At 59.7% G+C, this 19,593-nt stretch carries 20 protein-coding genes and 1 pseudogene; 8 read left to right on the top strand and 13 right to left on the bottom strand.

Annotation, left to right across the window (positions count from 1 at the left end; genetic code table 11):
- Positions 1–209 precede the first annotated feature (209 nt).
- Genes murC through PAE61_RS13635 form a run of 3 tightly spaced genes read right to left on the bottom strand, consistent with a single transcriptional unit; the run spans position 210 to position 3,879 of the window.
- Positions 210–1,637, bottom strand: a complete 1,428-nt coding sequence (gene murC / locus PAE61_RS13625) for a UDP-N-acetylmuramate--L-alanine ligase (protein ID WP_271112922.1) — start codon at positions 1,635–1,637, stop codon at positions 210–212.
- Positions 1,634–2,716, bottom strand: a complete 1,083-nt coding sequence (murG, locus tag PAE61_RS13630) for an undecaprenyldiphospho-muramoylpentapeptide beta-N-acetylglucosaminyltransferase (protein WP_271112923.1) — start codon at positions 2,714–2,716, stop codon at positions 1,634–1,636. Before murG ends, murC begins: the two co-directional genes overlap by 4 nt.
- Positions 2,716–3,879 carry an FtsW/RodA/SpoVE family cell cycle protein gene (locus PAE61_RS13635; protein WP_271112924.1) on the bottom strand — a complete coding sequence of 388 codons (1,164 nt, stop codon included), beginning with the start codon at positions 3,877–3,879 and terminating at the stop codon, positions 2,716–2,718. Before PAE61_RS13635 ends, murG begins: the two co-directional genes overlap by 1 nt.
- Between PAE61_RS13635 and PAE61_RS17645 the strand changes: the two genes are divergently transcribed.
- The 4 genes from PAE61_RS17645 to PAE61_RS13655 all read left to right on the top strand — a co-directional run bounded on the left by PAE61_RS17645 (position 3,878) and on the right by PAE61_RS13655 (position 6,677).
- Positions 3,878–4,303, top strand: a complete 426-nt coding sequence (locus PAE61_RS17645; RefSeq protein WP_434803077.1) for a twin transmembrane helix small protein — start codon at positions 3,878–3,880, stop codon at positions 4,301–4,303. The genes PAE61_RS13635 and PAE61_RS17645 overlap by 2 nt on opposite strands.
- Positions 4,303–4,887 (top strand): cob(I)yrinic acid a,c-diamide adenosyltransferase, encoded by a 585-nt coding sequence (locus tag PAE61_RS13645; protein WP_271112925.1) that lies wholly within the window; start codon positions 4,303–4,305, stop codon positions 4,885–4,887. Before PAE61_RS17645 ends, PAE61_RS13645 begins: the two co-directional genes overlap by 1 nt.
- A gap of 105 nt (positions 4,888–4,992) precedes the next feature.
- A complete protein-coding gene (locus PAE61_RS13650) occupies positions 4,993–5,751 on the top strand; it encodes an electron transfer flavoprotein subunit beta/FixA family protein (protein WP_271112926.1) in 759 nt (252 codons plus the stop codon).
- Complete coding sequence (locus PAE61_RS13655; RefSeq protein ID WP_271112927.1) at positions 5,751–6,677, top strand: electron transfer flavoprotein subunit alpha/FixB family protein; 927 nt, start codon at positions 5,751–5,753, stop codon at positions 6,675–6,677. The genes PAE61_RS13650 and PAE61_RS13655 overlap by 1 nt, the downstream gene beginning before the upstream one ends.
- On the opposite strand, the gene PAE61_RS13660 is transcribed toward PAE61_RS13655, so the two are convergent.
- Positions 6,674–7,561, bottom strand: coding sequence for a hypothetical protein (locus tag PAE61_RS13660; RefSeq protein WP_271112928.1), 888 nt, complete (start codon positions 7,559–7,561; stop codon positions 6,674–6,676). The genes PAE61_RS13655 and PAE61_RS13660 overlap by 4 nt on opposite strands.
- A 175-nt stretch (positions 7,562–7,736) precedes the next feature.
- Between PAE61_RS13660 and PAE61_RS13665 the strand changes: the two genes are divergently transcribed.
- Together PAE61_RS13665 and PAE61_RS13670 are read left to right on the top strand one after the other, a co-directional pair.
- The gene (locus PAE61_RS13665; protein WP_271112929.1) at positions 7,737–8,396 is read left to right on the top strand and encodes an SDR family oxidoreductase; all 660 of its coding nucleotides are present in this window, start codon (positions 7,737–7,739) and stop codon (positions 8,394–8,396) included.
- A gap of 89 nt (positions 8,397–8,485) precedes the next feature.
- Complete coding sequence (locus PAE61_RS13670; protein ID WP_271112930.1) at positions 8,486–9,361, top strand: 3-hydroxybutyryl-CoA dehydrogenase; 876 nt, start codon at positions 8,486–8,488, stop codon at positions 9,359–9,361.
- A gap of 65 nt (positions 9,362–9,426) precedes the next feature.
- Here PAE61_RS13670 and PAE61_RS13675 read toward each other — a convergent pair whose 3' ends face one another.
- The 7 genes and pseudogenes from PAE61_RS13675 to PAE61_RS13700 all read right to left on the bottom strand — a co-directional run bounded on the left by PAE61_RS13675 (position 9,427) and on the right by PAE61_RS13700 (position 12,666).
- Complete coding sequence (locus PAE61_RS13675) at positions 9,427–9,834, bottom strand: DUF2852 domain-containing protein (RefSeq protein ID WP_434803078.1); 408 nt, start codon at positions 9,832–9,834, stop codon at positions 9,427–9,429.
- A gap of 114 nt (positions 9,835–9,948) precedes the next feature.
- The gene (locus PAE61_RS17600; protein WP_353620394.1) at positions 9,949–10,344 is read right to left on the bottom strand and encodes a TetR-like C-terminal domain-containing protein; all 396 of its coding nucleotides are present in this window, start codon (positions 10,342–10,344) and stop codon (positions 9,949–9,951) included.
- Between the two features lie 45 nt (positions 10,345–10,389).
- A pseudogene (locus PAE61_RS17605) lies at positions 10,390–10,563 on the bottom strand (TetR/AcrR family transcriptional regulator); the annotation flags it as partial.
- A 3-nt stretch (positions 10,564–10,566) separates the two neighbouring features.
- On the bottom strand, positions 10,567–10,845 hold the full coding sequence (locus PAE61_RS13685; RefSeq protein WP_271112932.1) for an HPr family phosphocarrier protein: 279 nt from the start codon (positions 10,843–10,845) through the stop codon (positions 10,567–10,569).
- The gene (locus PAE61_RS13690) at positions 10,842–11,258 is read right to left on the bottom strand and encodes a PTS sugar transporter subunit IIA (RefSeq protein ID WP_271112933.1); all 417 of its coding nucleotides are present in this window, start codon (positions 11,256–11,258) and stop codon (positions 10,842–10,844) included. Before PAE61_RS13690 ends, PAE61_RS13685 begins: the two co-directional genes overlap by 4 nt.
- Entirely contained in the window at positions 11,255–12,220 is a 966-nt protein-coding gene (rapZ, locus tag PAE61_RS13695; protein WP_271112934.1) for an RNase adapter RapZ, read from the bottom strand. Before rapZ ends, PAE61_RS13690 begins: the two co-directional genes overlap by 4 nt.
- On the bottom strand, positions 12,217–12,666 hold the full coding sequence (locus PAE61_RS13700; RefSeq protein WP_271112935.1) for an HPr kinase/phosphorylase: 450 nt from the start codon (positions 12,664–12,666) through the stop codon (positions 12,217–12,219). The genes rapZ and PAE61_RS13700 overlap by 4 nt, the downstream gene beginning before the upstream one ends.
- A gap of 176 nt (positions 12,667–12,842) precedes the next feature.
- Between PAE61_RS13700 and PAE61_RS13705 the strand changes: the two genes are divergently transcribed.
- The gene (locus tag PAE61_RS13705; RefSeq protein WP_271112936.1) at positions 12,843–14,441 is read left to right on the top strand and encodes a phosphoenolpyruvate carboxykinase; all 1,599 of its coding nucleotides are present in this window, start codon (positions 12,843–12,845) and stop codon (positions 14,439–14,441) included.
- A 135-nt stretch (positions 14,442–14,576) separates the two neighbouring features.
- Positions 14,577–15,890 (top strand): short-chain fatty acid transporter, encoded by a 1,314-nt coding sequence (locus PAE61_RS13710; protein ID WP_271112937.1) that lies wholly within the window; start codon positions 14,577–14,579, stop codon positions 15,888–15,890.
- Between the two features lie 40 nt (positions 15,891–15,930).
- Here the strand turns inward: PAE61_RS13710 and PAE61_RS13715 are convergent, their stop codons facing one another.
- Together PAE61_RS13715 and cobT are read right to left on the bottom strand one after the other, a co-directional pair.
- Positions 15,931–17,721 carry an aminopeptidase P family protein gene (locus PAE61_RS13715; RefSeq protein WP_271115163.1) on the bottom strand — a complete coding sequence of 597 codons (1,791 nt, stop codon included), beginning with the start codon at positions 17,719–17,721 and terminating at the stop codon, positions 15,931–15,933.
- Positions 17,722–17,723: 2 nt separating this feature from the next.
- On the bottom strand, positions 17,724–19,592 hold the full coding sequence (gene cobT / locus PAE61_RS13720) for a cobaltochelatase subunit CobT (protein ID WP_271112938.1): 1,869 nt from the start codon (positions 19,590–19,592) through the stop codon (positions 17,724–17,726).
- Between the last annotated feature and the right edge of the window lies 1 nt (position 19,593).

Consider the following 19,593-nt stretch of genomic DNA (forward strand, 5'->3'; position numbering starts at 1 on the left):
CGTTCCCGATCTGGCGATCACAGCTCCGACAGCAGGTCCGAACAGCATGGGCAGAACAAGTATCTCAAGGCCCAGAGGGCAAGGTGCGCCGGAAGAGAGGTCAACCGCAGTCATGCGGAAAACCCTCCCCGAGCGGCCCGGTGTCGCAGATTTTGCCGCATGGCAAGGAGGTTTCCCGGATTGCGGCAGTGCATGTCATTATATCGGCCCTATGCCGCTTTTTCCTGAAGACGCTCGGGCAGCGCATTCGCCCAGGCCGAGATCGAACCCGCGCCGAGACACACCACCATATCGCCGGGCCTCGCCTGTTCGCGGACCAGCCGTTCCAGATCGCGCTCATCCACAACCGCGCGAGCATGGCGATGCCCGTGAGCGATCAGACCGTCAACCAGATCATCCCGGCCCGCGCCGGGGATGGGGTCTTCGCCCGCAGCATAGACATCGGCGATGCCGACCACATCGGCTTCGTTGAAACAGGTGCAGAAATCCTCGAACAGATTGGACAGGCGGGAATAGCGATGCGGCTGATGCACGGCGATCACGCGGCCTTTCGTGGCCTGACGGGCGGCTTTCAGCACGGCTGCGATCTCGACCGGGTGATGACCGTAATCGTCGATAATGGTGACGCCGTTTATCTCTCCGACACGGGTAAAGCGGCGGCCGACGCCGCCGAACGCGGCAAGCGCCTCGCGGATCTCGGCGCGTTTCATGCCCAGATGGCGGGCGACGGCGACGGCGGCAAGCGCGTTCGAGACGTTATGATCGCCCGGCATGGGCAATGTGCAGTTTTCAATGACAGGGATTTCGCCGTCATTGATATCGGCCTCACCCTGAAGCGCCACGTCGAAATGGGCGATGCCGTTTTCATAGGTCAGGTTCATGGCGCGGATATCGGCCTGAGCGTTGAACCCGAAGGTCACCACGCGACGATCGGTAAGCCTGCCGACCAGAGCCTGCACCTCGGGGTGATCGGTGCAGCAGACGGCCAGACCGTAAAACGGCACTGACGACGCGAAATTATAGAACCCCTCGCGCAGCCTGTCGAAATCACCCCAATGCTCCATATGCTCGGGGTCGATATTTGTGATCACAGCGATGGTCGCGGGCAGACGGTTGAAGGAGCCGTCGGATTCATCGGCCTCGACCACCATCCATTCGCCTGCACCGGCACGGGCGTTAGAACCATAGGCATGGATGACACCGCCATTGATAACGGTCGGATCGAACTTGCCGTGATCCAGCAGCGTGGCGACCATCGTCGTGGTGGTGGTTTTGCCATGCGTTCCGCCGATGGCGATGTTTGAACGCAACCGCATCAGCTCGGCCAACATCTCGGCGCGACGAACAATGGGCAGGCCGCGGCGGCGGGCCTCTTCCAGCTCGGGATTGCCTTTCTTGATGGCGGTCGAGATCACGACCACACCGGCCTCACCGATATTTTCGGCTTTCTGCCCCTCGAAGACGCGGGCGCCGAGGCTTTCCAGCCGGTCGGTGATTTTCGAGCGTTTCGCATCGGAACCCTGCACGTCATAGCCCAGTGTCATCAGCACCTCGGCAATGCCGGACATGCCGATTCCGCCGATCCCCACGAAATGGATCGGGCCAAGCTCTCCGGGCAGTTTCGTTGCAGCATTCATGCGGCGATCTCCGTTACGATGTCATACAGACGCTCGGCGGCGTCGGGGCGGCCAAGCGACAGGGCCGCGGCGGCCATTCCCGAGGCCCGCTCGGGGTCCGAAAGAATTGCAAGCATGTCGCGCGTGAGCGTTTCCGGGTCAAGTATCGTTTCCGGCAGGACGATGGATGCGCCCGCATCGGCAAGGGGCCGCGCATTGGCGGATTGCTCATCGCGGATGGCGATGGCGAGCGGCACCAGTATCGAGGGACGGCCAATCACCGTCAGATCCGCGACGGTAGAGGCTCCGGACCTGGCTATCACCAGATGCGCATCGGCAAACCGCGCAGGCACATCGTCGAAGAAATGACGCACATCGGCCTGAATTCCCGCATCCGCATAGGCCGCCACGACACGGTCGTGATCCTCTTTCCGGGCCTGATGGGCGACGCGCAGCCTTGGTCCAAGCGATTCCGGCAGGCCCGCTATGGCGGCGGGGACGATATCCGAAAGGATGCGGGCGCCCTGGCTGCCACCGATCACCACAATGTTCAGATCGCCCTCTCCGGGCGGATCATAGGGTGCTGCGGCACGCTCGCGTATACTGGCGCGGACCGGGTTGCCGGTATGGATACCCTCGGCCCCGTCCGGCAGTTCGGTCGGCCATGTGCCGCAGGCGATCCTGTCGACGCGGCGGGCAAAGAGGCTGTTCACCCGGCCCATGACTCCGTTCTGTTCATGGATCATGCGAGGGATCCCAAGCAGCCCCGCCGCCGTCATCGCCGGCACTGTCGGATAGCCGCCAAAGCCGATGACCACATCGGGCCGGTCGGCACGGAACGCCCGCCGCGCGGCCAGCACTCCGGCCGCGATCTTGAACGGTGCCGCGATCTTTTGCAGATGCCCGCCGCGTGCCGTGGTCGCAGCGCTGACGATCTGACGAGTGACCGCATCCGGGAATTTATCGGAATACCGCGATCCGCGTTCGTCCGTCGAAAGACTGACCCGCCAGCCTTCGGCCAACATCACCTCGGCCAGAGCCTGAGCCGGAAACATATGCCCGCCGGTTCCTCCGGCGGCGATCAGCGCATATCGCGACATCAGCGCCCCCGTCCAAGCAGATCGGACATCTCACCCTGAGCGCGATAGCGTGTCAGCGCCAGCAACATCCCCATCGCAATCCCCGAAGCGATCACCGATGACCCGCCATAGCTGACAAAGGGCAATGTCATCCCCTTTGCCGGCAGCAGCCGGACGGCCACCCCCATATTGATCAGCGCCTGCACGCCGAATGCGCAGGCAAGGCCGGTTCCCGCGATCCGCGCGAAGGGATCGCGCTCACGCAGCAGCCGAATCAGTGAGCGGAAGACGATCACGGCATAAAGCGCGATGATGAACAGCACCAGAACCAGCCCATATTCCTCGGCGGCGACAGCGATGATGAAATCCGTATGCGCGTCGGGCAGAGACCATTTCACAGTGCCCTCACCCACGCCAACCCCGAAGAACCCGCCTTCCTGAATGGCATTGGTCGCATAGCCAAGCTGGGTCCGCGGATCGACCTCGGCAGCAAGGAAACCGTCGATACGCCGGGCGAAATGCTCGGATGCGCCATAGGCGAAGAAGCCCCCGGCAACGGCCATCCCCGCCACCCCGGCCAGCAGCGCCATCGGGGCTCCGGCAACGAAGAACATGACGCACCATGAGAACAGCACCAGCGAGGCCTGCCCGAAATCCGGCTGCGAGACCAACATCATCACCACCGCACCGGTGATGCCGAAGCTGATTATCTTGCCGGGAGGACCTCCGACTTCCTGACTGGCGGCCATGCACCACGCAATCGCGGCAACGAAGCAGGGTTTCAGAAACTCAGAGGGCTGTACCGAGGCAAAGCCAAGGCTCAGCCAGCGTGTCGCCCCTTTCCCGAAATCCGTACCGATCACCGGAAGCGCCGCCACCACGGCAACCGAGATGAAGAAACCCAATACACCCAGCCTGCGTACCTGAAGCGGGCTGAACAGCGAGATAACGAACATCACCAGCAGGCCAATCGTCCCGAAAATGGCCTGACGCGTGACATAGTAAAACGGCGGCAGATTGTTCTTTTCCGCCAGAGGAACCGAGGCCGCCAGACCAAGCAAAAGCCCGATGGCGAAAAGACACAGCACCGCAAGCAGCGACCAACGGTCGACTGTGCGCCACCATCTTGGAAGAATCGGATCGCCTGCCCTCATTGGGGTTGCGCCAAAGACCATCTCGGTCATGGGAATACCGCCGTCACTGCCTCTACCTGTTGCCCGTTTGCCGGGTCTGTGCGGGCAGCATAGCGCGATTATCTCCATCGCGCTACTGGTGATTCGCAGCGCGGCATCGCTGCGCGAAGGAATGCCGGCTGCCGGGTCTGGCGCTGTCCGGCAAGGTGATCTCTGGACCAGAGGGTTCGGGACGGCTAGGCTGTGCCGCAGTTTCCTGAAAGGCCCCGCCATGCTGTCCGACGATCCGCTTTTTATCGTGATCCTGATCTCGCTGCTTGTCGTGGTCGCGATCCTTTTCACCGGCATCGCCGGATTCGGGGTTGGCGGGAAGTTCAACGCCCGCCACGGCAACCGGATGATGCGCTGGCGGATCATCGCCCAGGCCGTTGCCATCGCTCTGATCCTGATCTTCATTGCGCTGCGCGGTGCCTGATGGTCGTCTTGAACCGGATCTACACACGCAGCGGAGATCGCGGCGACACCGCGCTTTCCAATGGCAGCCGGGTCTCAAAACATGATCCGCGCGTCGAGGCCTATGGAACCGTCGATGAACTGAACGCCGTTCTTGGTATTTGCAGGCTGCATGCAGGGCCAGAAAAGACAGGCCCAATCAGCCTTATCCAGAATGAGCTGTTCGATCTGGGCGCGGACCTGTCCCGCCCGGACATGGCAGCGGATACAGACGCCCCCTACCCCGTTTTGCGGCTGGCAGATGAACAGGTCACCCGGCTGGAGACAGAGATCGACGCAATGAATGCTTCGCTTCAGCCCTTGCGCAGCTTCATCCTTCCGGGCGGCACACCGCTCTCCGCATATCTCCATCATGCCCGGACGGTTGCACGACGCGCTGAACGGCGGGCAACCGCTCTGGCCTCGGATCAGGACGTCAATCCGGCGGCGCTGCGCTATCTGAATCGCCTGTCCGACTGGCTGTTCGTCGCGGCACGGGTTGCAAATCTGGATCAGGGCGGCGACGTTCTGTGGAAGCCGGGCGCCAGCCGGGACGACATTGCCTGACCTTCGCGTCAACGCAGCGTCATGGGATTTTTCCCTGTCCTCGCGCCAGACTGGCGGCTAACAATTATGACGAATTGCTGAAGCAGTGAAAGGGAGAGAGTGCCGATGAAGGTTCTCGTGCCAGTAAAACGGGTGATAGATTACAACGTGAAGGCGAAGGTGAAGTCCGACGGGTCGGGCGTTGATCTTGCCAATGTGAAAATGTCGATGAACCCGTTCGACGAGATCGCCGTTGAAGAGGCGATCCGGCTGAAGGAAAAAGGTGCCGCCGAGGAAGTTGTCGTCGTGTCCATCGGCGTCAAGCAGGCGCAGGAAACGCTGCGGACCGCTCTGGCGATGGGCGCGGACCGGGCCATTCTGGTGGTGGCTGCAGATGATGTGCATACGGATATCGAGCCTCTGGCGGTCGCGAAGATCCTCAAGGCTGTGATCGATGAGGAACAGCCGAAGCTGGTCATCGCCGGGAAACAGGCCATCGACAACGACATGAACGCGACGGGCCAGATGCTGGCGGCGCTGCTCGGCTGGGGTCAGGCGACCTTCGCCAGCAAGCTGGAGATCGAGGGCGAGGCCGCCAAGGTCACCCGCGAAGTCGATGGCGGTCTGCAAACCATCGAGGTCAAGCTGCCTGCCATTGTCACCGCCGATCTGCGGCTGAACGAGCCGCGCTATGCCTCGCTGCCGAATATCATGAAGGCGAAGAAGAAGCCTCTGGATGAGAAAACGGCGGATGATTACGGCGTCGATGTGTCTCCGCGTCTGGAGATTACAAAGACCGAGGAACCCGAGGGCCGCAAGGCGGGGATCATCGTCGGCGATGTCGATGAGCTTGTGTCGAAACTGAAAGAAGCGGGGGTTGTGTAATGGCTGTTCTGCTGTTGGGTGAAGTGACGAATGGCGAGCTGAACCGCGACGCCACCGCGAAGGCCGTGAATGCGCTGAAGGGTCTGGGCGATGTGACGGTGCTCTGTGCCGGGTCGTCAGCCAAGGCTGCGGCAGATGAAGCTGCGAAGATCGACGGGGTGGCGAAGGTGCTGGTCGCCGAGGATGATCTCTATGGTCACCGCCTGGCGGAACCGACCGCCGCGCTGCTGGTCAGCCTCGCGGGCGATTACGACCATATCGCCGCGCCTGCGACCACGGACGCCAAGAACATTATGCCGCGCGTTGCCGCTCTGCTGGATGTGATGGTGATCTCGGATGTGTCCGAGGTGGTGGATGCCGACACGTTCAAGCGCCCGGTCTATGCCGGTAACGCGATCCAGACGGTGACATCGAAGGATGCCAAGAAGGTCATGACCGTGCGCACGGCCAGCTTCGATGCGGCGGGCGATGGCGGCTCGGCTTCGGTTGAGGATCAGGCCACCGGCGAAGATCCGGGCCTGTCGAGCTGGGTCTCGGACGAGGTGGCCGAAAGCGACCGCCCCGAGCTGACCTCGGCCGGCCGCGTGGTGTCCGGGGGCCGCGGTGTCGGCTCCGAGGAGAATTTCGCCATCATCGAGAAGCTGGCCGACAAGCTTGGCGCGGCGGTCGGCGCCTCGCGTGCCGCCGTCGATTCGGGCTTCGCGCCGAATGACTGGCAGGTCGGGCAGACCGGCAAGATCGTAGCCCCGCAGCTTTACGTGGCCGTCGGCATATCTGGCGCGATCCAGCACCTTGCGGGGATGAAGGATTCGAAGGTCATAGTGGCGATCAACAAGGACGAAGAAGCCCCAATCTTCCAGGTCGCCGATTATGGGCTGGTGGGCGATCTGTTCCAGATCGTGCCGGAGCTGACCGAGAAGCTCTAATCGACATTCGGGGCGGCTATTTCCGGTCGCCCCGAACCGGGATCCTCACTGGGCTGTCGTTCGAGGAATGTTTCGAGGAAGCGTGTAAAGCGATAGGGGATCGCTATTTCCCGCTGGAAACGCTCAAAGACCTGCAAACGGGTCTCCACATCTTCCTCAAACGCATCGAGCAGAAAATAGTGACGCCCTGCGACGAACGGGTAAGAGAGTTCCTCGGAATATATGACCTTTCCCGCAAGGTAGGCTTTAATCATCCGCGGAATTTCGGCGTAGACACCCTCGGCAAAGTGGATATTCAGGACGCCGCTACTGCCTTCCAGCCATCTGGAAAGACGCTCTCCAAATGTGCGCCGTGGCGCGATATCAATTCGGGTCTTTTCTGATAAAGCCTGAAGAATTTCGCTACGGCGACCATGTGTATTCCCCACAAACGCAATATAGTCCCCATTCAAGCGGAAAGGCACAATATGGTCAGGAAAAGCGTAAGGGCCGAATAATACCTTTCTACGTCGACTGGGTCTGAGCTCGGCATAAGCCGGCAGATTTGCGAAACTAAAATCCAGCATGCCATTCAACCAATTAATATCACGGCGAACCCGTCGAATCGGATAGTCGCGCCACAATGAACTACCTTTCTCATCCAATATCTGCTCTGTCTGAATCCCCAGTTTCGGCCCGACCACATCAGGCAAACTGCCAAAGATGTGCATCCCGACCAGAACAGAGGCACGAAACCCGTGGTTCACCGGCAGTAAGCGACACAGATCCTCTGCCACATCCGCAAGCAATCGGTGGTTCACTACAAAAACAAGATCCTCGTGCCGTACAAAGTGAAAATTCATCTCCCGAATCCGGACAAGGTTTTCTTCAGTCTCAGGATGCATGCTTCGCCAATTCCGCAAATCGTTCTTAGGGCTGGATAATAAGAAACCTAAATTCTCTGATGTTGCAATAATAAGAGACTTCGTCGCTTTCCCTTGTCATATAGATACGCCGGAACCCGGTGATAATCAGGCGCATTGCGTCGTTATCATTCACATTGAAGGGAGGAGGACGATTATGTCTGGCGTATTTATCATAGGTGCCGCAGGAAAGATCGGGCATCGGCTGGGGCCAATCCTGCTGGAAAGAAATATGGCTGTCGGCGCCATGGCTCGGGCAGCCGAACAGTTGGAAAAGCTGCGCGAAACCGGCGTAACTCCTGTGGAAGGCGATCTGCTGGCGCTTGATGCTGCCGGTTTATCCACCCTTATGCAGGGATACGAAACCGTCATCTTCAGCGCCGGAGCGGGCGGCAAGGGCGGTCCCGAAATGACCCGTGCCATCGACGGCGAGGGGCTGGAGAAAGCCGTGAATGCCGCGCGATCTGCCCGGGTAAAACGCTTCATTCTGGTGTCCGCATTCATGGATGCCGGTCGTGGGGCGAACCCGCCAAATGAACGGTTCGAGCTATATATGCAGGTGAAACGCAATGCCGATGCGAGGCTGGTGCAAAGCGATCTCGACTGGGTGATCCTGCGCCCCGGTACGCTGACGGATGAGGTCGGCTCGGGCCGGATCCGCGCCGGTGCGGCAATTCCCTATGGCAATGTCAGCCGGGATAATGTCGCCGCCACACTCGCGGAAATAGTCGCTTCGCCCGCAATCAACCATCGCATCATCGAACTGACCGACGGCGGGGTTCCGATTGCCGAGGCCATCGCGAATCTGGCCGGATAGAAGACGAAAGAACCTCCATACGCCGCGTTCGCCGTTGATCCGGCGTGCAGCCCGACCTATCGTCTGCCCGGCAGATGAAAGGACAGAGCATGACGATTAAATCGGTAGGGGTGGTCGGCGCGGGCCAGATGGGCAACGGGATCGCTCATGTCTTCGCTTTGGCGGGTTATGATGTGACGCTGAACGATATCAGTCAGGATGCGCTCGATCAGGCGATGGCGGTCATTACCAAAAACCTCGACCGGCAGGTAAAGGGTGAGAAGATCAGCCAGGCTGAGCGGGATGAGGCGCTGAATCGCATCGGCACCACCATGACCCTGACCGATCTGGGCCAATCCGATCTGATCATCGAGGCAGCGACTGAAAAAGAAGCCGTGAAGCATAAGATCTTCCAGGAATTACTGCCGCATCTCAAACCGGACACGATACTGACCTCGAACACCTCGTCGATTTCAATCACCCGGCTGGCAAGCGGCACTGACCGCCCTGAGCGGTTCATGGGGTTCCATTTCATGAACCCGGTTCCGGTCATGCAACTAGTCGAGCTGATCCGCGGCATCGCCACGGATGAGGCCACCTATAACACGATGCTGGAGGTCGTGGATAAACTGGGCAAGACCTCTGCCACCGCAGAAGATTTTCCTGCCTTTATCGTTAACCGCATTCTGATCCCGATGATCAATGAGGCGGTCTATACGCTTTACGAAGGGGTCGGATCGGTGAAATCCATCGACCAGTCGATGAAGCTGGGGGCAAACTGGCCGATGGGTCCGCTGGAGCTGGCCGATTTCATCGGGCTGGATACCTGCCTGGCCATCATGAATGTGCTGCATGACGGGCTGGCGGATACCAAATATCGCCCCTGCCCGCTTCTGGTGAAATATGTCGAGGCTGGCTGGCTTGGCCGCAAGACCGGGCGCGGTTTCTACGATTATTCCAAAGACGAACCCGTTCCGACACGCTGAAGATCAGCAGAAAAAGGCCGGTGGCATCAACCACCGGCCTTTTTTCTTAAGGCATTATTGTCGGCTCAGGCTGCGTCGTTGCCTTCGCGGCGCTCTTTCATGAACTGGTCAAACTCTGATTTGTCACGCGCTTCGCGCAGACGCACCATAAACGCCGTGAATTCGTTATGTTCGTCCTCAAGGCGCTTCAGCGTTTCTTCACGATAGGCATCGAAGGCCGAGTTTCCCGACGGACGGACAGAGTGACGGCCCGAATAGCCGCGGCGACTGGAACAGGTGAACATGCGATTGCTCCCGATCATGTAAAGAAGGATCGCCAGACCGACCGGCCAGACGAAGATAAATCCAAGGATCATGGCGGCAATCCACGCCCCCTTCCCCTTGTCATCAAGCCAGTCCCGGGACTGGATCAACGCGCCCTTGACGCGCGACATTGGCCCGGGCCGGTAATCCGTGGTTCCACCATAATGCATCTTTGGCTCCCTTGCTGCTATGTTAATACCATTCACATTACCATAGATGGGTTCGTGAGACCGCCGATCAAGGGAACCGGATAAAAAAAATCGGCAACAATATTTGGGGCAGGTTCAGTTGCGGATCAGGCCGAGGCCACGCAGATAGATCATCACACCGGAACTGAGCATGTCTTCTGCGGATATGGGCGAGCGCATACCCTGCTTGTTGCGGGCGAAAAGTTCAACGACGCCGTGGCTAAGCGCCCAGATATGATTCGCCACCATTCGCGCAGGCGGTCGTTCATCTGGCGGCATATGCACGAACAGCGCTTCAGCGGCTCTGATCAGAATTGCCAGAGCACGTTCTGAAACCTCCCACAGACTGCTGTTCGAGGTGATCGCAAGGCCACTTTCAAACATGGCCATGTAGAATGCCGGTCGCTCACGGGCGAATTCCAAATAGCGCGTACCCAGCCGTTCCAGAGCATCCAGCGGCGTCGGAGAGCCATCTCCATAGGCTGCAGACATGGTATTCGCAAACTCAATGAATCCGAGTCGGGCGATCTCCTCCAGAAGATCGTCACGTCCCTTGAAGTGCCGGTATGGTGCAGCCGTGGACACCCCTGCCCGACGCGATGCCTCGGCGAGGGTGAATGCCTGAGGACCAGACCCCTCAATTAAGCGGATCGCAGCGTCAATCAAAGCCTCACGCAAATTACCGTGGTGATATCTGGCGCGATTGGGCAAAGTTCAGCGGTCCTCATCAAATCGACGCGCGACCAGAGCTTCAAGTTCAGCCGCCAGCTCCTCGGCCTGAGGACCGGTCGTCTTCAATGTGATCTGGCTGCCACGGCTTGCCGCCAGCATCAGCAGGCCCATGATCGAATCTCCGGATACCGTCATGCCGTCCCGCGACACCTGAGCCTCGGCGTCGAAGCGTTCGACCAGCTCCACGAATTTGGCCGATGCGCGGGCGTGGAGGCCTTTTTCATTGACGATAGGCAGGACGCGACCGGCATCACTGCTCATTGAGCGGCCTGCCGTATCGCTGATTCTTCGAAGACATTGTAGCTGTCGATATATTTTCGACCCGCAGCAGCAGCCCGCGCCGCCGCTTCATTCGCGGACAGATGCCGCAACTTGGCCAGTTTGACCAGCATAGGAAGATTCGCCCCGTAAAGGATGACGCGGTTGCGTGCCGCGCAGGCAGGCAGCGACAGGTTCGAAGGCGAGCCTCCGAAAAGATCGGTGACCACGACCACGCCGTCGCCTTCATCCACTTCATCTGCCGCGGCACAGATTTCCATGCTTTTCGCGCTGCGGTCATGCGCGTCTTCTATCGTGATGGTGCGCACACCAGTCTGGGATCCAACGACATGTTCCATTGCCGAAAGATACTCTCGCGCCAGACCTCCATGTGCAACGATGACAATTCCGATCAATTCTGCGTTCCCTGAGGCGTCGAACTCGAAACCGTAAGATGTGCCGCTTCTGCTGCGCGCCGTTCTAGTTCCCTGTGACGTTTTGATACTTGCCAGCCATTTCCAGCAAGCGCTTCTGACATATTTTCTGCCATAGTGACAGAGCGATGTTGCCCACCCGTGCAACCAAACCCTATCGCAAGATGTGTTTTCCCTTCAGCAAGATGCAACGGTAGCACGAATAATAACAGATCACGAACGCGAGAGAAGAACTCTTCGAATCGCGGGTCCGAGATAACGTAATCGCGCACCGCCGAGTCCCGGCCATCCAGCCTGCGCAATGCGGGCTCCCAATGCGGATTGGCCAGAAACCGGCAGTCGAACATGACATCTATGCCGCGCGGAACGCCGCGCTTATACGAAAAACTCTGCACCGAGACCGCCAGACGCTTTTCCCGGTCGGTTTCGAAAAACCGGGCAAGCTCTGCCTTGAGCTCATGCGGAGACATTTCGGATGTATTCACCAGCACATCGGCCCGCACTCTGATCGGTGCCAGAATATCCTTTTCGGCCTCTATTCCGTCCAGCGGCGCACCTGCTCCGGCCATCGGATGCCGTCTGCGCGTTTCGTTGTAGCGGCGCACCAGAATCGTCGAATCACAGTCGAGATACAGCACTTCGGGGCCGTAATCCGGATGCCGCGTCAGCCTGTCAATCAGCTCGATCACGGCAGAAGCCGAGAAGTCCCGATTGCGGACATCGAGCCCGAGTGCCAGAGGCGCAGGTCTTGGCGGACCGTCAAGAAGTCGTGGCACCAGCGAAAGCGGCAGATTATCGATCGCCTCGTATCCCAGATCTTCCAGCACATTGATCGCTGTCGAACGGCCTGCACCTGACGGACCCGTCACCAGCACCAGCCTGGTCGAGGCATCTTCGGATCCCTCCGCTTCCGCCGTGGCGGATATGGGCGCCGTTTCTATCATCGCGATGCCGGTTCAAAAGCAGTTTCTGGATCGAGACGTCCGCCCCGCAGCAACAGGCAGATCGTTGGGGCAAGATGGGCCGAGACGGGACCCAGAACAAGTGGCAGCGACTGATTCATAAGGAGACTGTGGCGAATAGGTGGCAGGCGTTCGGTCTCGGCCTGCCCAAGATCGACCACCAGCCTGATTCGGGCCGCCTCGTGCGGACAGCGCAGCAGCCCCACCCCTCGCGCCTCGATCAGCCCGGCCAGTGCGGGCGGTGCCTCTGCGACCACGTCAGCGCCGTCTTCTGTAAGAATGACACGGTCATCGCTGACAAGCACCGCACCCAGACCGATCAATTGCAGCGCGAGAGAGGATTTTCCGCAGCCCGAGGGGCCTTTCACCAGAACCCCTGCGCCATCAAGCGAAACGGCGGAGGCATGCGTAATCTCGAAACGGGTCATGATCGGCACCATTCACACATGCATTTTACCCAGCAAAATTCCGGGGTTTGAGGGCTGGTTGCGCTAACTTCCGGTGATTTCGCTAACATGAGGCGAAGGCGTCTGTTTTCATAAAAATGCCATGTTATAGGGGGTGAGACTCACACGCTTTTTCTGCCAATCGGAGACTTTTGATAATGACGCAGCCCCGCGTGAACCCCAAGTTCAAACTGGAAGACCAGGGAATCGAAGGGGCAGCCATTGTCCATTATAATCTGCTGGAACCGGCCCTGATCGAAAGGGCAATTGCCCGTGGAGAGGGAAAGCTGGGTCTCGGAGGCGCGTTCCTTGTCTCGACCGGCAAACATACCGGCCGCTCGCCAAAGGATAAATTCGTCGCCCGTACCGCCGGGGTCGAAGACAAGATCTGGTGGGAAAACAACAAGCCGATGAACCCTGAGGCTTTTGATCGCCTCTACGCCGATATGCTGGCGCATATGCAGGGCAAGGAATATTTCGTTCAGGACCTGTATGCAGGTGCCGACCCAAGCCAACGCCTCGATGTGCGCGTCGTTTCAGAGCTTGCCTGGCACAACCTGTTCATCCGCCACCTTCTGCGCCGCCCCGAGGCCGAAGAGCTGGCAGGTTTTCAGGCGGAATACACGATCATCAACTGCCCCAGCTTCAAGGCCGACCCGGAGCGGCATGGCTGCCGCTCGGAAACGGTGATCGCGCTGAATTTCGAGAAGAAGCTGATCCTCATCGGAAACACCGAATATGCCGGTGAGAACAAGAAAGGCGTCTTCACCCTTCTGAACTATATCCTGCCCGAGCGCGGCGTCATGCCGATGCATTGCAGCGCGAATCACGCCCATGACGACGAAAACGACGTAGCGGTGTTTTTCGGTCTCAGCGGCACCGGGAAAACCACCCTTTCCGCAGATCCCTCGCGCGTTCTGATCGGCGATGACGAACATGGCTGGTCGGATGAGGGCGTCTTCAACTTCGAAGGCGGCTGCTATGCAAAAACCATCAGCCTCTCGCCGAAGGCCGAACCCGAGATCTACGCCACCACGCATAAATTCGGGACAGTGATCGAAAATATGGTCTACGATCCCGACACGCTGGAGCTTGATTTCGAAGACAGCTCGATCACCGAGAATATGCGCTGCGCATATCCGCTGGATTATATCTCAAACGCTTCTCCGACGGGAATGGCGGGGGTGCCGAAAAACGTCATCATGCTGACCTGTGACGCTTACGGCGTTTTGCCGCCCATCGCGCGACTGACCCCGGAACAGGCGATGTATCATTTCCTGTCGGGCTTCACTTCGAAGACTCCGGGCACCGAGGTTGGCGTGACCGAACCGACACCGACTTTCTCGACCTGCTTCGGCGCTCCTTTCATGCCGCGCCGCCCGGAAGCCTATGGCGAGTTGCTGCAAAAAAAGATCGCTGAAACCGGCGCGACCTGCTGGCTGGTGAATACCGGCTGGACCGGAGGCGCGTTCGGCACCGGCGCACGCATGCCGATCCGGGCGACCCGCGCCCTGCTGACCGCAGCACTTGACGGTTCGCTGAACGAAACCGAGTTCCGCAAGGATCCGAATTTCGGATTCGAGGTGCCGACTTCGGTGCCGGGCGTTTCGGAAGTTCTGCTGGATCCGCGCCGCACTTGGGAAAATCCCGAGGCATACGATGCTCAGGCCAGAAAGCTGGTCGAGATGTTCTCGGATAACTTTGCTCAATACATTGACAAGGTTGACGAACAGGTGAGATCCGCCGCGATTGGCTGATAGAAAAAGCGAAAACCTGTATTTTATCCATAAGAAACACCGGCTAAAAAGGCCGGTGTTTCTTATTGTATACTGTTGTGTTCTAAACCGCTCTGGTGCAGGGTGCCCCCAAAAAATCAGCAAGGGAGGTACTAAATGCTGAGAATACTGTCACGTCCAGCCATAAGGCTGATGGAAAGACGGCTGCCTGACGCATTCATCTTTGTGCTTGTACTTACAATTATCGCGATGCTTGCGGCGATGGGCATCCAGCGCAGCAGTCCGGTCGATATGATCCGGATGTGGGGCGATGGCTTCTGGGCCTTGCTCAGCTTTTCGATGCAGATGCTGCTTGTGCTTGTCACCGGCTATATTCTGGCATCGTCACCGCCGGTCAAGAAACTGCTGACCGCCCTGGCCGCGCAGGCCAAATCGGGCGGAATGGCGATCATCATGGTGACTCTGGTGTCGCTGGCGGCAAGCTGGATCAACTGGGGTTTCGGTCTGGTTGTCGGCGCGATCTTCGCTCGTGAGCTGGCGAAACAGGTGCGGGTCGATTACCGTCTGCTGGTTGCCTCGGCCTATTCGGGCTTCGTGATCTGGCATGGCGGGATCTCCGGCTCGATCCCGCTGACGGTCGCAACCGAAGGCCATTTCACTGCTGATCAGATAGGCATCATCCCGACATCCGAGACTATTTTCGCGTCGTGGAACCTGCTGATCGTGATTGCCGTGGTGATTGCCCTGCCAATCGCGAACCGGATGATGATGCCGAGCGAGGATGAAACCGTTCTCGTGGATCCGAAGGTTCTGGGCAATGATGAGGCGCTTCCGCCTCTTCCCGAGAATGCCACACCTGCGCAGCGCATGGAAAACTCCCGCATCCTGATGTGGCTGGTCGGTATTCCGGGTATCATCTGGCTGGTCCTGCATTTCTTTGGTGGCGGCGGTTTGAACCTGAATGTGGTCAATTTCGCATTCCTGTTCATCGGCCTGACCCTGCACGGTACGGCTCGCAGCCTGCTGGCGGCGCTTGACGACGCGGTGAAAGGCGGCGCGGGGATCGTGATCCAGTTCCCCTTCTATGCGGGCATCATGGCGATCATGACCGGCACCGGGCTGGCCGCAACCATGTCAGAGTGGTTCGTGTCCATCTCAACCGATCAGACCCTGCCGTTCTGGAGCTTTATTGCCGCCGGCATCGTCAATATCTTCGTGCCTTCGGGCGGCGGTCAATGGGCGGTGCAGGCACCGATCATGCTGCCTGCTGCCGAGGCTCTTGGCGCGGATGTCAGCAAGGTCATCATGGGCGTGGCATGGGGCGATGCCTGGACCAACCTTCTGCAACCTTTCTGGGCGCTGCCCATGCTTGGCATCGCCGGGCTGAAGGCGCGTGACATTATGGGATTCTGCGTTGTGTTGCTGCTGATCACCGGGGTGATCATCGGCGGTATCCTCTGGATGATCTAGGACAAAGCCAACATCTCTAAGACAACAAAGACGGCGCCGCTCACAGCGGCGCCGTTGCCTTTTCAAGCCAGGTCCTCGTGTCCTCATCGACCAGAGGCCCGATTTTCGCCAGAACCTGCGCGTGATATGCATTCAGCCAGTCGCGCTCGGCCGGAGAAAGCATCCCGTCAAGGATCATTTTCCGGTCAACCGGCGTAAAGTTGAGCGTTTCGAAGCCGAGCATGTCCCGCCCATCCGGGCTGTCCGCAGGGATGACAGCCAGCAGGTTCTCAGTCCGGATACCAAACGCGCCTTCCCGATAATATCCCGGCTCATTGGACAGGATCATCCCGGTTTCCAGCGGAATTTCCGAAACGCGGCTGATCCGCGCCGGACCTTCATGCACGCACAGCGCCGCACCGACTCCGTGGCCGGTGCCGTGGTCGAAATCCATCCCCACCGACCACAACGCAGCCCGCGCAATCGGGTCGATATCGCGCCCCGAGAGCCCTTTCGGGAAACGCAGCCGCGACAGGTTGATCATCCCCTGCAGAACCAGCGTAAAGGCAAGCCGCACGTCGTCGCCCACATCGCCAATGCCGACGGTCCGGGTGATGTCCGTGGTTCCGTTGGGATATTGCCCGCCGGAATCAACCAGCAGGACCTTGCCATCCTCAAGCTGCGCATTGCTTTCGGTCGAGACCCGGTAATGCGGCAATGCCGCATGCTCCCCCACGCCGCAAATCGTCTCAAAGCTGATATCGAGCACCCCGGCCTGTCGACGCATCTCTTCCAGCCTGGTCACCACTTCGATTTCCGTCAGATCGCCGGGAGCATTCGCGTCAAGCCAGCACAGAAACCGCGCCATCACCGCACCATCGGCAAGATGCGCGTCGCGCATACCCTGTATCTCTGCCGGATTCTTGCGGGCTTTGGGCAGGATGACGGGATCATCGGCAAGGATGACCTCGGTCCCCTGTTCCTTCAATATGCTGAACACGGCTTCCGGCGCAGAGCCGGGATCAAGCCGCACCGGGCCGGACAGGCTGGCAAGCGCTGCGACGAAGCCATCGGGCTGGATGATCGCAACCTCATTCCCGAGCTTCTGCCGGATGCTGCTATCGAATTTCTTCGGGTCGGCGAAAAGCTGTACGGCACCATCGGAACCAATTGTGGCGAAACCGAGCACGACCGGATTATGCGGCAGATCGGCACCGCGTATATTCAGCAGCCAAGCGATAGAATCCGCCAATGTCAGAACCGCGACGGACTGCCCGTTCTGACGCAGCGACTCGGCGATCCGGTCCCGTTTTTCGGCAGAGGTCGCGCCCGCAATCGCCTCATCATGGATCCGGACCTGTCCCGCAGGCGGCGCAGGACGATCCGGCCAGATGCGATCTACAAAGTTATCGACCGGCACAAAGGCGATATTTTCCGCCTCAAGCTTCTCGCGCAATTCGCTGATCTCGCGATGCGTATGCAGCCAGGGATCGAAACCGACGCACCCCCCATCGGGCAGCGCCTCACGCAGCCAGGTCGCAGGACGCGTTTCCGGGAAATTCACCGGCGAGAAATGAGCAAGATCGACCTGTTCCCGAACCTGCACACGATAGCGCCCATCGACAAACACCGCTGCCCGGTCCGCCGTCACGATGGCCTGCCCGGCACTGCCGGAAAATCCCGTCAGCCAACGCAGACGTGCATCCGCATCGGCCACATATTCGCCCTGATGCGCATCGGCCCGAGGCACCATGAACGCATCCAGCCCCTCTGCTGCCATCGCCTTGCGCAATGCCTCCAGTCGCGGGCCACCCTGCGATACGTCGCTTGTGGTTTCGAAATTCTGGAACATGGTCATGCGCGTCTCATCTGGCTTATTCCCATGACCCGCACCCGTTTGCGCGGATCGTTATCGAACAAAGCGGCAAGCTGTTCGGTCATCGCCCCGCCAAGCTGTTCCGCATCGGTGATCGTGACCGCGCGCTCATAGTAGCGCGTCACGTCATGGCCGATCCCGATGGCCAGCAACTCGACCTGCCGCCGCTTTTCCACCATCGCGATCACGTCACGCAGATGTTTTTCCAGATAATTCGCCGGATTCACCGAAAGCGTCGAATCGTCCACCGGCGCACCGTCCGAGATCACCATCAGGATTTTCCGCGCCTCGCTGCGCCTGACCAGACGCCGATGCGCCCATTCAAGCGCCTCTCCGTCGATATTTTCCTTCAGCAACCCCTCCTTCATCATTAGCCCGAGATTGGGCCGGACCCGCCGCCAGGGAGCATCGGCGGATTTATAGATGATATGGCGCAGATCGTTCAGCCGTCCGGGCGTCGCCGGGCGGTTATCCTTCAGCCATGCCTCACGGCTTTGGCCACCTTTCCAGGCGCGGGTGGTAAAACCCAGAATCTCGACCTTGACGCTGCACCGTTCCAGCGTCCGGGCCAGAACATCCGCACAGATCGCCGCGATAGAGATCGGACGGCCCCGCATGGAACCGGAATTGTCGATCAGCAAAGTAACGACCGTATCCCGGAACTCGGTATCCTGCTCGACCTTGAAGGAAAGCGGCGTGGTCGGGTTCGCCACCACCCGCGCCAGACGGCCCGCATCCAGTACGCCCTCTTCCTTGTCGAACTCCCAGCTTCGGTTCTGCTGCGCCTGCAACCGCCGCTGCAATTTATTCGCCAGACGCGAGACAGCGCCGCGCAGAGGATCAAGCTGCTTGTCCAGATAGGCCCGCAGCCGTTCCAGCTCGGCGGCCTCGGCCAGTTCCTCGGCGCGGATTTCTTCGTCGAATGCCTGCGTGTAGACCTTGTATTCCGCCGATGCCTCGCTGACAGGGGGCGGCAATTCCTCAGGCATTTCGCCATCGGGCATTTCGCTGTCCTCGGCGAATTCCTCTTCCGAGGAATCGTCAAGGCTGACCTGCGCCTGTCTTTCGTCCTGCGTCCGTTCCTGACTACGCTCGGGCGAGGCTTCGGAATCCTCGCTGTCATCCTGATCGCGGGCCTGATTATCGCCTGCTTCGGGATCGGGTTCCGCCTCTTCGCTGGCGTCGTCTTCGGGTTCCTGATCCGGATCGTCGCCAAGCTGGTCGCCATAGCCCAAATCTTCGATCAGCCTGCGGGACAGTCGCGCGAATTCCGCCTGATCCGGAGCAGCCCGCCGTGCCGCGTCCAGCACATGAGCGGCCTGCTGGCTGACGAAAGGACGCCACAGATCGGCGGCCTCCTTCGCGCCCGGAGGCAATTCGCGCCCGGTCATCGCCTCTCGCAGAAGATAGCCAGCAGCGACCGGCAGAGGCACATCCGCAGGCTGCTTGGCCTGCGCATAGCCGCGCCGCTGCGCCTCGGCCCCCATCTTCGCATCGATATTCGACAGAGCGCCGGGCATTTCACGCGCCCCCACCGCCTCGACCCGCGCAGTCTCCACGGCCTCATAGATTTCGCGGGCAAGCGGTCCGGCCGGGGCATAATGCACATGGGTCGCCGCGTCGTGATGCCGGACACGCATCGCAAGTGCGTCAGCAGTTCCCCGCGCCTGCACGATCTCATCCCGCGTCATCCGGCGGCTGATCTGAGGTAACCGCATCGTATCCCCCGCCAGCCCCGAAGGATCGGCGGTATAGGTCACGTTCAGCTCGGCATCATCGGCAAGCGCACGCGTCGCCTCTGTCAAGGCTTTCTTGAACGGATCGGCGGGGTTGTCATTGGGTTTCATT

This window comes from Paracoccus aerodenitrificans, from assembly GCF_027913215.1.
GTDB lineage: Bacteria > Pseudomonadota > Alphaproteobacteria > Rhodobacterales > Rhodobacteraceae > Paracoccus > Paracoccus aerodenitrificans.